The organism is Pseudomonas sp. LAP_36, from assembly GCF_019456785.1.
In the GTDB taxonomy this organism is placed as follows: Bacteria; Pseudomonadota; Gammaproteobacteria; order Pseudomonadales; family Pseudomonadaceae; genus Aquipseudomonas; species Aquipseudomonas tritici.
The window spans coordinates 176912-191470 of record NZ_JAHZMS010000003.1 but is presented as its reverse complement, the minus strand read 5'-3'; the positions used below and the strand labels follow the sequence as shown (position 1 = coordinate 191470).

Sequence of the window (14559 nt, the reverse complement as noted above, 5' to 3'; positions counted from 1 at the left end):
ACTGCGCCATAAAGATTCAATGGTAGTTGTACTTATAGTTTTATAAAAAAAAGGCGCTGATGTAGTTCCACGCGCAGAAAAAATAATAATCGATGTGGTTCGCCACGAAGCTAGGTGCCGCAAGCGATAGGAAGTAGTGGACAATGGCTGCGTATAGACAGAAGCACACAGTCCAAGCAAGCCAGTAAACGGTGCGTCCGGACGATATAGGTTTTTCAACCAAGCGCTTCCAGTCGTCGGCAGACATAAAGTTGTAGATCTTCTTCCGCCATCCTTCTCTACTGCTGTCAGCAAGACTGTTAAAACGCAAGGTTGATAGAGTGTTGATAACTATGCTCAATATGAGAAGTACAGAAACACCGAGATACAGAATCGTAGTGGCTGTATCGGCTACGCCTGTAGTCGCTATCGGAGTCTTGAGAGCTAAGACAACACCCGCCACCGCGAAATCACGCCAGAGAGCTGATATTAAATCCCTTGTTGCAGTTTGTGTCTTATTAACCTCGTCCTGCAAACCCTTGCGCAGATCTCCCAGGCTTTTGACAGCCTCCTTGCTCTGATCCTGGAGATGAAAGGCGAACGCTTCCTTGGCCCCCGAGAGGCTATTTTTTAAGAGTGGCGTTGAGCCAGAGGGCCACGTCGTCCCACTGATCCAGTTGATAGCAATGTGATTATTGAAAAGTTGGAATTTAGTTTCAGACTCTCTAGGGGTTGAGTAGATCCACTGGCAGGTGTCGTGAAGTGTTTCAAAATTGATATCAGCCCAGTTAATAGGCTGGTCTATAGCTATGGGGAGTGAGCGCCCGCCTCGAAATATTACATGAGTCTCATCATCTTCCTTGCGAATCTCGGCTGGCAAGCAAAAGGAAAGCTTTTCCACCGCCACGCGTTTCCAGGCTGTAAAAGGTTCGCTTTCAGTAATTGGCTCAGCAGTGAGCAGCCATGGCTCAAGCGACGGAGGGGTAAGGGAGTGGGTAAGATCCCGCACCATTTTCCATGGTTTTTCAGGATGTTGAGTCGCGGTCGGTAAATTTTTATCCCCACCCATTTCTTTCACTAGAAACTGATGAGTGGAAAACTCAACGGTTTCACCTGCAACCCACACGCACATTTTTTTCTGTGAGTTCTGTGCTGAGAATTGGTTTGTCCTCAACCAGTTTTCGAAACCTTTTAAAGTTAGGAAATAACACCAACCATCATCCGTTGGTTTCTCCAAGATGACTGTTAGTCTGTCATTTTCCACATCCTCCAAATCGAAACCCTTGATCTCGATGCTGTCGGAAACTTCTCCAAAAAGTTCTATCTTTCCGATGCCAACAGAACAAACACGCTGGGCAAGATCTTTCAATTCTCGAACAAACCCAGAGGATGTAACGCTCACTTCATCAATTCGAATAATATGCGCAGTTTCAATCTGCGCAGAACCGCCCGACGCCGTAAGTCGCTCAAAGAAGCTGCGAAGTTCCAGCGCTAGCTGTTTCATGATTCACGCAAGCGACTTGTACGAATAGTAATAACAGTTTCATCCTTTCCATTTTCAATAGTTAAGCTTCCCTTTGCCCGCGCAGGCATATTGATGGTTATGCCTTCGCTTGTTACGTATTTCTTTGCCTCATTGGTAGGTAGCTCTTCCTCATCATAGGAAAACACCTCACCAGTCAAATTTAGGCTTTCCAATTCTTTGTCGAAGGTCGCCCGGATTTCATCTTGGCCATTGATGCCAAAAAAATCTGTGAAGAATTCGTCGACTTCAAAGTCTTTACGCTTTTTCGCAATCTCAACGACTTTCTCAGCGACCTTCGATGTGATAGCAGGCGGCAGATCACCCAGGTGTGTCCTTACAGTTTTTTTGATTGCCTTAACCAAATCTACCGTCATTTCCTTTGAGTTCCGGAGGCGCTCTACTCCCAGGAATTCTTTGAAGAAGTCACTGATTCCTGAGCGGCTCATTTTATCAATGATCACTACTTCTGAGTCTTTGGAATCCAAATCAATAAGAGCTGATTTCTGCAGCGCTTTTGGTGATTCAGTAAAGTTGTTAGTAACTGCCTGAAGTATTGCCTGGGCCCCCTTAGTTTCAAATGTAACAACTTTTTCAGAGTCATACTTTATTAAGGAATAAAACTTTTTAGCGCCTGTAACCAAACCAATTACAATCAATACGCCTGACTTCATACGTTTATCGCCAAGGCGATGAAATTGTCGAGCCAAACTCTTGGAGATATCGACAAAATTCGACTCACCCTTCTCCCAACTATTCAATTTAGCCTTTACTTTGGATATTTCAGCGAAAGAAAATTTATTGCCCTTGAGGGTTTCTTTGATGCGGTCAATGAAGAACGGCTCGAAGGTGCTTAAGGGGGTGTCGTCAAAAAGGATCGGATCATCGGCTCGATGATGCACCACGTGAAAAATGAAATTCTCGATTTTCAGGGCTTCGATTTCTTTATCCGTAAGAGTGGCCAAGTTAAATCCTCATCCTTGCTGGTGGCGACATGACATTAAGCATTGATGTAAGCACCTTTTCAGCGTTATGCCTAGCGTCCCCCATAGGGCATAGCATGCGAACTACTGTATAAATATACACATATAGAAAGCGGTTGGCTGCCGTTTGCCCCACCCAGGATCAATTGTCCGATGGAAGGCTCACTGGTGGGCGTGTTGACTCCTAGACGCGGGTGGTATGCCCACACCTTGATGTCTTGATGATGTGGATTCTGATAAAGGGGAGCGACCAGAATAGATAGCTCGGCAGGAACAGAGGCGCATCTCAGCTTTCAGTGGCGCTGCGTAGCTCCCTTCAATGTGACAAAGATGCAGGCCTTTTTGGCGCCTTTGGGAAAACCCAGAAACCGTCGAGGTAGCGGCGGGTCATGTCGTTCATCGCCAACTGGCGGCCCAGGTTGCCGATGATCAGGCCGGCTACCACCATCGCAATTGGAGCGGAGACGTGTAGCTCGGTGGCCATCGCTGAGCCGCCGATCACCAGGGCGAGTGTCAGCATTACCTCAATCTGGTGCTGCTCGATGCTCTTGATCATCAGGTACACCAGGTAGCCGATGAGGCCACCGAACACCACGCCGCCAATGGCTTCATGGGCGAAGAGCATCGCGGTGGCGCCCACGGTCGGCGTTTCGCCCAGCTGTGCGATGCCCAATAGCACGGTGAAGACCACCACTGCAGTGCCGTCGTTGAATAATGATTCGCCGACGATGGTGGTTTTCAACGGTTTTGAGGCATTGGCGGTACGCAACACACCGAGCACCGCAATCGGGTCGGTGGGCGAGATCAGTGCGCCGAACAGCAGGCAGTAGAGGAAACTGACGTGCCAGCCGAACAGGGCAAAAATGTAATACGCCAGGCTGCCGATCACCGCGGTGGCGATCAATACGCCAAAGGTCGCCAGCAGGCCGATGGGCCAGCGGTAACTGCGTAGGTCGTTCAGGTTGACGTGCAACGCGCCGGCGAACAGCAAGAATGAGAGCATCCAGTTCATCAGCAAATCGCCAAAGTCGATCTGGCCGATCAACTGCTGGATGCGCTCTTCCAGTCCTGGGTAGCCGAGCAGGCTCAAGCCTTGCAAGAACAGGGAAAATATCAGGGCCGTGACCATCACGCCGATGGTGGGCGGCAGGCCGATAAATCGGAAGTTCACATAGGTGAGCAGGCTGGTGAGGCAAATGAAGGCGGCGACAAGTTCAAGCATCCGGGGTCCTTGGAAGTTGAGGGGGAAACGTGGGTGAGGGGATGGACCGCCGCGACGGCGGGATGTTGCAAACTGCGAGGTAAAAGGCCATAGAACCTTTCCACACGCTACGGTTCATAGCGGTAGGGTGCGGCCTGGTGTTTTCAGTGCTAAAACTCTAATCGCTGTTTAAAACTAAAAAAGGAATGAGTCATGACGGTCGCTTTCTGGTGTGTGTTGATCGCAATTTTTCTGCCTTACCTGTGTACCGGCGTGGCCAAGTTCAGCGGCGGAAAGTTTCGGCCGCGCCACAACCACGACCCGCGTGCATTCCTCGAGACGCTCGACGGGGCTGCCAAGCGAGCCCACAGTGCACAACTCAACAGCTTTGAAGTCACCCCGGCATTTGCGGCGGCGGTTATCGTCGCGCACCTGGCCGGTACGGCTGAATTGGTGACCATTAACGTGCTGGCCGTGCTGTTTATCACCAGCCGCTTGTTGTACATCATTTGCTACCTGGCGGACTGGGCGATGCTGCGCTCGGTGGTGTGGGCGGTGGGCATGGCGTTGATTGCGAGCTTCTTCTTTGTCTCGATCTAACGGTTGACGCGAATCCTGCTGTGGGAGCGAGCAAGTCGCACCGCCGCTCCCACATTTGATCTTCAGTGTCTGTCAGCTTCCGACAGGTGCATCCGGCACTTGCGGCAACGCTGCGCCCTTGGGCCACAGCATCCAGATCTGGCCCTGCTGTTTCATATTGCCCGCCAGTTCACCGGCTGCATCGCCGGTGCCCCAGAACAGGTCCGCGCGCACTTCACCGGTGATTGCTCCGCCGGTGTCCTGTGCGGCCACGGGTCTCGTGATCGGCGAGCCATCCGGCTTGGTGGTCGACAGCCACAACAGACTGCCCAACGGAATCACCTTGCGATCCACCGCTACGCTGTAGCCAGGGGTCAGTGGCACGTTCAAGGAGCCGCGCGGGCCTTCGTTGCTATCGGGGCGGGCGCTGAAGAACACATAGCTCGGGTTACTCGCCAGCAGTTCCGGAATACGCTGCGGATGCGCCTTGGCCCAGGCGCTGATGGCACCCATGGTCACGTCTTCTTTCTTCAACTCGCCTTGCTCCACCAGCCAGCGACCGATCGGGCGGTAAGGGTAGCCATTCTGGTCGCCGTAACCGACACGAAGTTGGCGCCCGCCCGCCAGTTGAATCCGGCCCGAGCCCTGGATTTGCAGGAATTGCAGGTCCATCGGGTCTGTCAGCCAGGCAATCGGTTTGGCGGTTGAACCCTGGCCGTTGATGGCGCTGGCATCGTCATAGGGCTTGAGTACGCGACCTTCCAGGCGACCCCGCAGACGCTTGCCCTTGAGCTCGGGGTAGATGCTTTCCAGGTTGACGATGATCAGGTCGTCTGGCACGCCGTACACAGGCACGTTGGCTTTGGCGGTCTTGGTCAGGCTGCCGGGGTAGACCGGTTCGTAGTAGCCGGTTATCAAACCGTTCGGGGTGTTGTCGGCCGAGCGCAGACCGAACACATCCAGGCGCTCTTTTAGAAAACCGCGCACTGCCACTGCGTTGCTCGGGACCGTGGCGGCTGCCGCACAGGTCGCGCCCCATACCGGGTCGGCCTTGAGGCGTTGGCAGGCGCTGCGCCAGGATTCGAAGCCGGCCAGCAGGTCGCTGTCGGACACTGCTGGCAAGGCTTCCCACGGCGCACTGACATAGGTGGCGACGGCGTGAGGCTTGGACGTTTCATCCTTGGCTGTTTCTTTGCCCGCGTCGCAGCCGGCCAGTAGCGCGATCATCGGTAGAGCCCACGCCAGGCGGCGGCTCCAGGGTTTCAAGCTGACATTCATACAAATAATTCCTGAAGCGATTGCCCACGTCGCAGCGCTTTTTGGCAACCCTTATTAATAATAGGGCTATTGGTCTTTGCGGGCGGGGCGAGGATACTGGCCGCCGTTTCCCGTGACCTCGAAGCCACCATGACTTTTAAAAGACTGACCGTTGTACTGCTGGCCTGCCTGACACTGTCCGCCTGTGGCGGCGTTGATCCGAATTCGCCGCTGGGCCAACGCAAGGCGATCTTCAAGCAGATGCTCAAGACCGGCGAAGACCTGGGCGGCATGTTGCGTGGACGCCTCCCGTTCGACGGCGCGAAATTTGCCGAAGGTGCGGTCAAACTGGATGCGTTGTCCCACGAGCCGTGGAAGCATTTTCCAAGCGTGCGCGAAGAAGATCACACCAGCGCCAAGGACGATGTCTGGCAGAAACAGGCGCAATTCCAGCAATTGGCCCGCGACCTTGAGGCGGCCACCGGTGAATTGGTGACCGCCAGCCAAGTGCAGCCTTACAAGGCGAGCAACCTGGGGCCAGCGGTGCAAAAAGTTGAAGATGCCTGCAGCGCCTGCCATAAGCAGTTCCGCGACCACTGATCGGTTTTACTGGTCGAGCTCCTCCACGGCATCCTGCAGTTCCTTGCGGGACTCGGCGAGCTTGTCCTTACGTTTGTTGATCTTGTCCGCGTCGCCTTTTTTCATGGCCTTGTCCAGATCGGCCTGACGGCGGCTGACCTCATGCTTGGCGTCGAGCACCTTGTTTTCCCGCTCCTTCTTCAGGGATGCGTCGGTGCAGTTGGCGGTGACTTCGCTCAGGGCTTTTTCCAGGCCGGCTTGTTGCGCACTGTTGCCGTGGGCCTTGGCCTGTTCGATCTGGGTGCTGATGGCTTGGCGCTTGGCGGCGCAGCCGGTGAGCTGCGGTACGTCCTCCGCAGCCAGCAGCGGAGTGGTCATGAAGCTTGCGACGGTCAATAGGGCAAGCGGTGCTAGAAATTTCATGTGGGGCTCCAAGGTCGCAATCTGGTGGCCGGCTGCGGTCTAAAACCCGTCGATGCCGGCCGCGCGTAATGTGTCTGCCAAGGCCTGTACTTGCGGGTCGCGGAAAAAGGCGCTCAATTGCGCTGCGCGGCCCGGGCCGATGCCCTCGATGGCCAGCCAGGCTTGGGTATCTCTGGCGACCAGCGTCTGCCAGTCGCCTTCCAGGTTGTTACGTGCCGCAGGCGGTACCCCCAAGGCTTTGAGCCATTGTGCGAAGGGCCGTTGCCGCGCGCTGTGAAGGCTTTCGAGGACGCGCGCGCGGCTGCGATCACCGAAGCCATCAATGTTAGCAAGCTCTGCCGCATCCAGGGTCAACCAATCGAGAAAGCCTGCGATTAGACCGGCCTGGATTAATACGTTCCAGGTCTCGCGGCCTATGTGTGGCAAAGCGAGGCCCTCGTTGCCGCTCAGCCAGGTAAGGCGTGCCAGCAATTGTTCTTCACAACCGGGGTCCAGTTGCCAGCAGCTCAACGCGTGGAATTTTCCTGGGTTGGGCACTGGCAGCTCCGCCCTTGTGGTGTTGCGCAGAATGACCTCATCCAACCGAGGGATGACTTGGCCCGCCAGGCTGATGGAAACCTGGTCACCGGGGCGGATATCCAGCGCTTGCCAGCGCCTCAATGAGCCCGCGCTCACCCGGCTGATCTGCCGGTCATCCAATCGCACCGGTTCCAACTCCAGCATGGGGGTCACGCGCCCGGTGCGGCCGATCTTGAATTGCACGTTACGCACCAGCGCCAAGGCCTTGGCCGCCGGGTACTTCCAGGCAACCGCCCAGTAGGGCGCGCTGACCTGCCAGCGATCGGCGGGTGCGCGCTGCGCCTGGTGCAACACCACCCCATCGCTGGCGAACGGTAGAGGGTGGTTGTACCAATAGGCACGCCAGTGCGTGGCTTCGTTGATGTCGCGGATGGGCTGGCTGTATCGCCGGCTATCGGTGAAACCCCAACTTGCCAGCGTGGCCAGGCGCTCGGTGAACCCTGCCGGCCCCTCGGGCCAGGCCCAGACGAACAGACCAATGCCGGCGGCGTCGGTGTCGCTTAATTGTTTGCGGTTCATCAGCCCGGCCACCTTGCTGCGGGCATTAAGCCCTCCGCTTGCCGATTGCACATGGTCGTCGAGGTGCCAATAGAGTTCGCCTTGCAGCACCACGTCGATAGGCTCTGGCAATTGCTGGACAATGCTGGGGATTTTTCGCGCGGAGGCAGACCAGTCGTGGCCCTTGACGCCATCGCCTCGGCTGATGACTTGACTCAGGCGCCCCTGGCGATACACCACAGTCACTGCCACACCGTCTACCTTGGGTTGAATCCAGACATCCTCGCGTGTACCCAGCCAGATACCGACTGCCTGTTCATCCAGCAGTTTCTCCAGGCCGGTGTGGGCAACGGGGTGAGGCAGGGTTCCGCGTGAACTCGCGAGAGGGTTGTTGGGCGTCGCAGTGGGTTCGGGAAAGCACCGACGCCAGTGGGCCAAGCGCTGGCGCGCCTGGTCGTAGAGTTCATCGCCGACCGGGGATTGGCCAAGCCGGTGGTAGCTGTCATCCCACTGGCGGATCTGTTCGGCCAGGGTGCCGACCTGCGAGCGGGCTTCGTCCGGGCAGCCTTCGGCCCACACCCAGAAGGGTAATGCGCTGAGTAAAAGGGCAAACAATAAACGCATCATGAGCATCCTTGCTCGGAAAGGGTGCCCAGCCTAAATGATCCTCGCGGGCACAAAAAAGCCCCGACAGTGCGAGGCTTTTTACTGGGTGTTTCTATTTACTTGAACAGACCGCCCAGGGCTTTCACTGCGTCGGGCTTATCGGCCTTGGCCTCCTGGTTTTGCTGCTTGGCGTCGGCTTTGGCCTGGGCTTCAGAGAGTTTGTTGCAACCTTTGTTGATCTGGTCCTGCGCGGCTTTGAAAGCCTTCACTTTCAGCTTGTCCTTTTGGGCTTCGGCGACATCGATCTTGGTTTGCAGGTCTGCAGATTGCTTCTGGCAGTCGCCGGAATTGCCGCCACCCAGTTGGGCGCCCAGGGCGCCACTCAGTGCGCTCAGGTCGGCGGCGTTTACCGGCAGGGCGAACAGGCTGAGCAGCAGGGCGGCAGGGGCGAGCGTGGAGATGCGCATGAAAAACCTCAATGTTCGATTGCCTGCGCACGTGTCTATCCCGGGCTGGCGCAGGGCAATATCCAAATAAGGTAGAGGGCCCGAGAGGGCGCGGATTCTAGAGCGCCATCATTGTGCCTGCAAGGTTTGGATCCAAAAAATGTGAAGGTCGTCGCGCGAATTGCCGTGCAATAAAAAGCCCCGCCAGGCGAACCCGGCAGGGCTTTTGTGTACCAGGAGCGATTACAGGCCGGCGGCAGTCCGCAGGTCGTTGGCGCGGTCGGTTTTTTCCCAGGTGAAGGTGGTGAAGGTGTCGTCGCCGACAGTCTTCTGCGCAGGGGTACGACCGAAGTGGCCATAGGCTGCGGTTTCCTGGTACATCGGGTGCAGCAGGTCGAGCATGGTGGTGATCGCGTAAGGGCGCAGGTCGAAGATCTCACGCACCAGTTTCACGATCTTGTCATCGCCGATCTTGCCGGTGCCGAAGGTATTCAGCGAGATCGACGTAGGCTGGGCCACGCCGATGGCGTAGGAAACCTGAATCTCGCAACGCTCGGCCAGGCCGGCTGCGACGATGTTCTTGGCCACGTAACGGCCGGCGTAGGCGGCCGAACGGTCAACTTTGGAAGGGTCTTTACCCGAGAACGCGCCACCGCCGTGACGGGCCATGCCGCCGTAGCTGTCGACGATGATCTTGCGACCGGTCAAGCCGCAGTCGCCTACCGGGCCGCCGATGATGAACTGGCCAGTCGGGTTGATGTGGAACTGGGTGTCCTTGCTCAGCAGTTCGGCAGGCAGCACGTGCTTGACGATCAGCTCCATCACGCCTTCGCGCAGGTCGGCATAGGACACGTCCGGGTTGTGCTGGGTCGACAGAACCACAGCGTCGATACCGACGACTTTGCCGCCTTCATAACGGCAGGTCACCTGGGACTTGGCATCCGGACGCAACCACGGCAACAGGCCGGATTTACGGGCTTCGGCCTGGCGCTGCACCAGTTGGTGCGAGAAGGTGATCGGTGCTGGCATCAGCACGTCGGTTTCGTTGCTGGCGTAACCGAACATCAGGCCCTGGTCGCCTGCGCCCTGGTCTTCCGGCTTGGCGCGGTCGACACCCTGGTTGATGTCCGGGGATTGCTTGCCGATGATGTTCATCACGCCGCAGGTCGCGCCGTCGAAGCCGACGTCGGAGCTGTTGTAGCCGATGTCGGTGATCACGTCACGAACGATCTGCTCAAGGTCAACCCAGGCAGTGGTGGTCACTTCGCCAGCGATGATCGCTACACCGGTTTTCACCAGAGTCTCGCACGCCACACGGGCGAACTTGTCTTCAGCAATGATGGCGTCCAGCACCGCGTCAGAAATCTGGTCGGCGATTTTGTCCGGATGCCCTTCAGACACGGACTCGGAGGTGAAAAGGGAGTATTCGCTCATCTCGATGTTTTCCTGATTTTACCGATGGTGAGTGTCGCCAGCCGGCCGCTGAAAATGGCGGACCTGAATCTGGAAACCATTACGTAAACCTACATAGAGGCTTTCCCCGGGAACGAGTCCCGCAGCGGTGGCCCAACGGGCCAGATCGTCCTGTTCAAAACCCAACCAGAGATCACCGCAGGCCTCCCTGGCCCAATTCTGGTTGTGGCTGCATAAATCCGTAACCAACAGGCTACCGCCGGGGTGCAGCAACCCGGCCATTTGTTTGAGCGCGTCGGCGGGGGCGGCGAAATGGTGCAAGACCATGTTCAACACCACGCAGTCGGCTTTAATCGCTGTGCTATTCAATGCATCAGCCAGTTGCAGGCGCACATTGCCCAGTGCCTCGCGCTCGCAGAGCTGGCGCGCCAGTTCGAGCATCGCCGGGCTGTTGTCCAGCGCCGTGACCTGGTGAAAACGCCGAGCCAGTTCCGGCAGGAAACCGCCATCGCCTGGGCCGACTTCGAGTGCCGTGGCCTCATCACTGAAGCTCAGCTTGTCGAGCAGCGCCAGTACGCTGTCGCGATATTGGGCAAGGCCGGCAATCAGGTCTTGCTGGGCGCGAAACTTGTCGGCAACCCGTGCGAAAAAATCCTGGCTCGCGGCAGCCCGCTGCCCGTGGACCTGGCCGATGCGGGACTGCACATCCCCCGGCAGCAGCAGGCTGTCCACTTCTTCAAGCAGGGCGGCGTGCAGCTTGCCACCGAGCAGTTCGGTGTGGGGCAGGGCGCGGCGGTAGAAAATCGCATTACCTTCACGGCGGGTGGCCACCAGGTCGGCCTGGGCCAATACCTTCAAGTGGTGACTCATGCCGGACTGGCCAATGGCGAAGATCTGCGCCAGTTCCAGTACGCCGAAGGAATCGTTGGCCAGCGCGCGCAATACGTTCAAACGCAGCGGATCGCCAGCGGCCTTGCACAAGGCTGCCAGTTCATCGCCGTCGTCGGGGCGCAGTGAGGGCATGGGTAGATTCATAAGGCCAGCAGTCTAGTGATGGGTGGATAACCCCGCAAGGCCAATATCAAAAAGTTTTGATATTGGTCGATAAGTGGTGGTTACAAGCAGCCGCTATAACCTTTAGACGAACCGGTTAAAGGTTTATGCAAGGGATTGGCGCCCAAAGCACAGGAAAAACCGCCCAAGTGAGTATCTGTCATTGCCCGCAAGCGGTGGCTGAGGGAAAATGCCGGTCCTTTTTTCCGTTTCTTTATATTCAAACCTCAGGAGATCAGCGATGCCCAGCCGTCGTGAGCGTGCCAACGCCATTCGTGCCCTCAGCATGGATGCCGTGCAAAAAGCCAACAGCGGCCATCCCGGTGCCCCGATGGGCATGGCGGATATCGCCGAGGTACTTTGGCGTGACTACCTGAAACACAACCCGAGCAACCCGTCGTTCGCCGACCGTGACCGCTTCGTGCTGTCCAACGGCCATGGTTCGATGCTGATCTACTCGCTGCTGCACCTGACTGGCTATGACGTCACCATCGACGATCTGAAAAGCTTCCGCCAGCTGCACAGCCGCACCCCGGGCCACCCGGAATTCGGCTACACCCCAGGCGTCGAGACCACCACCGGTCCCCTGGGCCAAGGCCTGGCCAATGCCGTTGGCTTCGCGCTGGCTGAGAAAGTCTTGGGCGCACAATTCAACCGCCCTGGTCACGACATCGTTGACCACCACACCTACGTGTTCCTGGGTGATGGCTGCATGATGGAAGGCATTTCCCACGAAGTCGCGTCCCTGGCCGGCACCCTGGGCCTGGGCAAACTGATCGCTTTCTACGATGACAACGGCATCTCCATCGACGGCGAAGTCGAAGGCTGGTTCACCGATGACACCCCTAAGCGTTTCGAAGCCTACAACTGGCAGGTGATCCGCAACGTCGACGGCCACGATCCGGAAGAGATCAAGATCGCCATCGACACCGCCCGCAAGAGCGCGCAGCCGACCCTGATCTGCTGCAAGACCACCATCGGTTTCGGTTCGCCGAACAAGCAAGGTAAAGAAGACTGCCACGGCGCCCCACTGGGTGACGCGGAAATCGCCCTGACCCGTGAAGCGCTGAAGTGGAACCACGGCCCGTTCGACATCCCGGCCGACATCTATGCCGAGTGGGACGCCAAGGAAAAAGGCCTGGCCGCCGAAGCCGAGTGGGACCAGCGTTTCGCTGCCTACTCCGCCGAATTCCCGGAGCTGGCCAACGAACTGGTACGTCGCCTGGCCGGTGACTTGCCTGCCGACTTCTCGGAAAAAGCCTCGGCCTACATCGCCGAAGTCGCGGCCAAGGGCGAGACCATCGCCAGCCGTAAAGCCAGCCAGAACACCCTGAACGCCTTTGGCCCGCTGCTGCCTGAGTTCCTCGGCGGTTCCGCCGACCTGGCCGGTTCCAACCTGACCCTGTGGAAAGGCTGCAAAGGTGTTTCGGCTGAAGACGCCAGCGGCAACTACATGTACTACGGCGTACGTGAGTTCGGCATGAGCGCCATCATGAACGGCGTGTCCCTGCACGGCGGCCTGGTGCCTTACGGCGCGACTTTCCTGATGTTCATGGAATATGCGCGCAACGCCGTACGTATGGCGGCGCTGATGAAGAAGCGTGTGATCCATGTGTACACTCACGACTCCATCGGCCTGGGCGAAGATGGCCCGACGCACCAGCCGGTCGAGCAACTGACCAGCCTGCGCACCACGCCGAACCTGGATTGCTGGCGCCCAGCCGACGCCGTCGAATCCGCGGTGGCCTGGAAGCACGCGATCGAGCGTAAGGACGGCCCTTCGGCGCTGATCTTCTCGCGTCAGAACCTGCAACACCAAGTGCGTACCGATGCGCAGATCGCCGACATCAGCCGTGGTGGCTACGTACTCAAGGACTGCATTGGCGAGCCGGAGCTGATCCTGATCTCCACCGGTTCCGAAGTCGGCCTGACCGTTCAGGCCTACGACAAGCTGACCGAGCAAGGCCGCAACGTACGCGTCGTGTCCATGCCGTGCACCAGCGTGTTCGAAGCCCAGGACGCGGGCTACAAGCAGTCGGTATTGCCGTTGCAGGTCAGCGCGCGTATCGCTATCGAAGCGGCGCACGCCGACTACTGGTACAAATACGTGGGCCTGGAAGGCCGCGTGATCGGCATGACCACCTACGGTGAGTCGGCGCCGGCGCCAGCATTGTTCGAAGAGTTTGGCTTTACCCTGGAAAACATCCTGGGTCAGGCTGAAGAGCTGCTGGAAGACTAAGTCAGTCTGCGTTGTCTGTACTGGCGCCATCGCGGGCAAGCCCGCTCCCACATTTGGATCGCGGTCTAATGTGGGAGCGGGCTTGCCCGCGATGGCGTCAGAACATTCAACACCGAACTCACATTGATCGAGAACCCCATGCCTCAACCGCGTCCCTACAAAGTTGCACTCAACGGCTACGGCCGCATTGGTCGTTGCGTCTTGCGTGCGCTGTTCGAGCGAGGGGCGGCAGCCGGGTTTGAAATTGTCGCGATCAACGATCTGGCCGACATGGCCAGCATCGAATACCTGACACGTTTTGACTCCACCCACGGCCGGTTCCCCGGCGAAGTGCGGGTTGAGGACGACTGTCTCCATATTAATGGCAGCTGCGTGCAAGTCTTGCGCAGTGCCACCCCCGAAGGCATCGACTGGAAAGCACTGGGCGTCGACCTGGTGCTGGAATGCTCCGGTGTCTATCACACCCGCGCCGACGGCCAGCGTTTTATCGACGCCGGCGCACCGCGTGTGCTGTTTTCCCAGCCGATGGCCAGCGAGGCGGACGTGGATGCCACCATCGTCTACGGCATCAACCAGGATTGCCTGACCGGCGCCGAGTTGCTGGTGTCCAACGCCTCCTGCACCACCAACTGCAGCGTGCCGCTGTTGCGCCTGCTGGATCAGGCGATTGGCCTGGATTACGTGTCGATCACCACGATTCACTCGGCGATGAACGACCAGCCGGTGATCGACGCCTATCACCACGAAGACTTGCGCCGCACGCGTTCTGCGTTTCAGTCAGTGATTCCGGTGTCTACAGGCCTGGCGCGTGGCATCGAGCGACTGCTGCCGGAACTTGCCGGGCGAATCCAGGCCAAAGCCGTACGGGTGCCGACGGTGAACGTGTCCTGTCTGGATATCACGATGCAGACCGTCAGCGACACCGATGCGACGGAGGTCAACCGAATCCTGCGCGACGCCGCCACCAGCGGTCCGCTCAAAGGTTTGCTGGCCTACACCGAGTTGCCCCACGCCAGTTGTGATTTCAACCATGACCCGCATTCGGCGATTGTCGATGCCAGCCAGACCCGCGTTTCCGGCCCGAGGCTGGTGAACATCCTGGCCTGGTTCGACAACGAATGGGGCTTTGCCAACCGAATGCTGGATGTTGCGGAACATTATCTGCACATTGCCTCTAAACAACCTCAACAGTAATTCAGGAA

The 14559-nt window shown here is 57.9% G+C and carries 12 protein-coding genes and 1 pseudogene; 4 read left to right on the top strand and 9 right to left on the bottom strand.

The genetic code is table 11. From position 1 onward, the window contains the following. Positions 1-40: 40 nt before the first annotated feature. From JBO08_RS11920 to JBO08_RS11910, 3 genes and pseudogenes are all read right to left on the bottom strand, one after another. Entirely contained in the window at positions 41-1483 is a 1443-nt protein-coding gene (locus JBO08_RS11920; protein WP_220074733.1) for a hypothetical protein, read from the bottom strand. Continuing rightward, the gene (locus tag JBO08_RS11915; RefSeq protein WP_220074734.1) at positions 1480-2466 is read right to left on the bottom strand and encodes a nucleoid-associated protein; all 987 of its coding nucleotides are present in this window, start codon (positions 2464-2466) and stop codon (positions 1480-1482) included. The genes JBO08_RS11920 and JBO08_RS11915 overlap by 4 nt, the downstream gene beginning before the upstream one ends. 379 nt (positions 2467-2845) lie before the next feature. Continuing rightward, positions 2846-3706, bottom strand: a pseudogene (locus tag JBO08_RS11910) (cation:proton antiporter); the annotation flags it as partial. A 192-nt stretch (positions 3707-3898) separates the two neighbouring features. Between JBO08_RS11910 and JBO08_RS11905 the strand changes: the two are divergent. Then, the gene (locus JBO08_RS11905; protein WP_065871906.1) at positions 3899-4285 is read left to right on the top strand and encodes an MAPEG family protein; all 387 of its coding nucleotides are present in this window, start codon (positions 3899-3901) and stop codon (positions 4283-4285) included. A gap of 72 nt (positions 4286-4357) precedes the next feature. On the opposite strand, the gene JBO08_RS11900 is transcribed toward JBO08_RS11905, so the two are convergent. Further along, entirely contained in the window at positions 4358-5542 is a 1185-nt protein-coding gene (locus JBO08_RS11900; protein WP_065871905.1) for a murein transglycosylase A, read from the bottom strand. Between the two features lie 129 nt (positions 5543-5671). On the opposite strand from JBO08_RS11900, the gene JBO08_RS11895 reads away from it, so the two are divergent. Further along, the gene (locus tag JBO08_RS11895; protein WP_065871904.1) at positions 5672-6121 is read left to right on the top strand and encodes a cytochrome c; all 450 of its coding nucleotides are present in this window, start codon (positions 5672-5674) and stop codon (positions 6119-6121) included. A gap of 6 nt (positions 6122-6127) precedes the next feature. Here the strand turns inward: JBO08_RS11895 and JBO08_RS11890 are convergent, their stop codons facing one another. The 5 genes from JBO08_RS11890 to JBO08_RS11870 form a co-directional block, all read right to left on the bottom strand. After that, complete coding sequence (locus JBO08_RS11890) at positions 6128-6523, bottom strand: DUF1090 domain-containing protein (protein ID WP_065871903.1); 396 nt, start codon at positions 6521-6523, stop codon at positions 6128-6130. 39 nt (positions 6524-6562) lie between these two features. Beyond that, entirely contained in the window at positions 6563-8227 is a 1665-nt protein-coding gene (gene ligB / locus JBO08_RS11885) for an NAD-dependent DNA ligase LigB (protein ID WP_065871902.1), read from the bottom strand. 95 nt (positions 8228-8322) lie between these two features. Beyond that, positions 8323-8673, bottom strand: coding sequence for a hypothetical protein (locus JBO08_RS11880; RefSeq protein ID WP_065871901.1), 351 nt, complete (start codon positions 8671-8673; stop codon positions 8323-8325). A gap of 222 nt (positions 8674-8895) precedes the next feature. Next, a complete protein-coding gene (metK, locus tag JBO08_RS11875; protein WP_049711157.1) occupies positions 8896-10086 on the bottom strand; it encodes a methionine adenosyltransferase in 1191 nt (396 codons plus the stop codon). 18 nt (positions 10087-10104) lie between these two features. Beyond that, on the bottom strand, positions 10105-11100 hold the full coding sequence (locus JBO08_RS11870) for a metalloregulator ArsR/SmtB family transcription factor (RefSeq protein WP_065871900.1): 996 nt from the start codon (positions 11098-11100) through the stop codon (positions 10105-10107). A gap of 259 nt (positions 11101-11359) precedes the next feature. On the opposite strand from JBO08_RS11870, the gene tkt reads away from it, so the two are divergent. Continuing rightward, positions 11360-13357: a transketolase gene (gene tkt, locus JBO08_RS11865; RefSeq protein ID WP_065871899.1), complete on the top strand. Its 1998-nt coding sequence runs from the start codon at positions 11360-11362 to the stop codon at positions 13355-13357. Positions 13358-13495: 138 nt separating this feature from the next. Further along, complete coding sequence (epd, locus tag JBO08_RS11860) at positions 13496-14551, top strand: erythrose-4-phosphate dehydrogenase (RefSeq protein ID WP_065871898.1); 1056 nt, start codon at positions 13496-13498, stop codon at positions 14549-14551. Positions 14552-14559: the final 8 nt, after the last annotated feature.

Excerpts from the sequence above, each read along its gene's own strand:
- epd (WP_065871898.1), top strand. The coding sequence starts at position 13,496 with ATGCCTCAACCGCGTCCCTACAAAGTTGCACTCAACGGCTACGGCCGC.
- ligB (WP_065871902.1), bottom strand. The coding sequence starts at position 8,227 with ATGATGCGTTTATTGTTTGCCCTTTTACTCAGCGCATTACCCTTCTGG.
- JBO08_RS11920 (WP_220074733.1), bottom strand. The coding sequence starts at position 1,483 with ATGAAACAGCTAGCGCTGGAACTTCGCAGCTTCTTTGAGCGACTTACG.
- JBO08_RS11890 (WP_065871903.1), bottom strand. The coding sequence starts at position 6,523 with ATGAAATTTCTAGCACCGCTTGCCCTATTGACCGTCGCAAGCTTCATG.
- JBO08_RS11880 (WP_065871901.1), bottom strand. The coding sequence starts at position 8,673 with ATGCGCATCTCCACGCTCGCCCCTGCCGCCCTGCTGCTCAGCCTGTTC.
- JBO08_RS11905 (WP_065871906.1), top strand. The coding sequence starts at position 3,899 with ATGACGGTCGCTTTCTGGTGTGTGTTGATCGCAATTTTTCTGCCTTAC.
- tkt (WP_065871899.1), top strand. The coding sequence starts at position 11,360 with ATGCCCAGCCGTCGTGAGCGTGCCAACGCCATTCGTGCCCTCAGCATG.
- JBO08_RS11900 (WP_065871905.1), bottom strand. The coding sequence starts at position 5,542 with ATGAATGTCAGCTTGAAACCCTGGAGCCGCCGCCTGGCGTGGGCTCTA.
- JBO08_RS11870 (WP_065871900.1), bottom strand. The coding sequence starts at position 11,100 with ATGAATCTACCCATGCCCTCACTGCGCCCCGACGACGGCGATGAACTG.
- metK (WP_049711157.1), bottom strand. The coding sequence starts at position 10,086 with ATGAGCGAATACTCCCTTTTCACCTCCGAGTCCGTGTCTGAAGGGCAT.
- JBO08_RS11895 (WP_065871904.1), top strand. The coding sequence starts at position 5,672 with ATGACTTTTAAAAGACTGACCGTTGTACTGCTGGCCTGCCTGACACTG.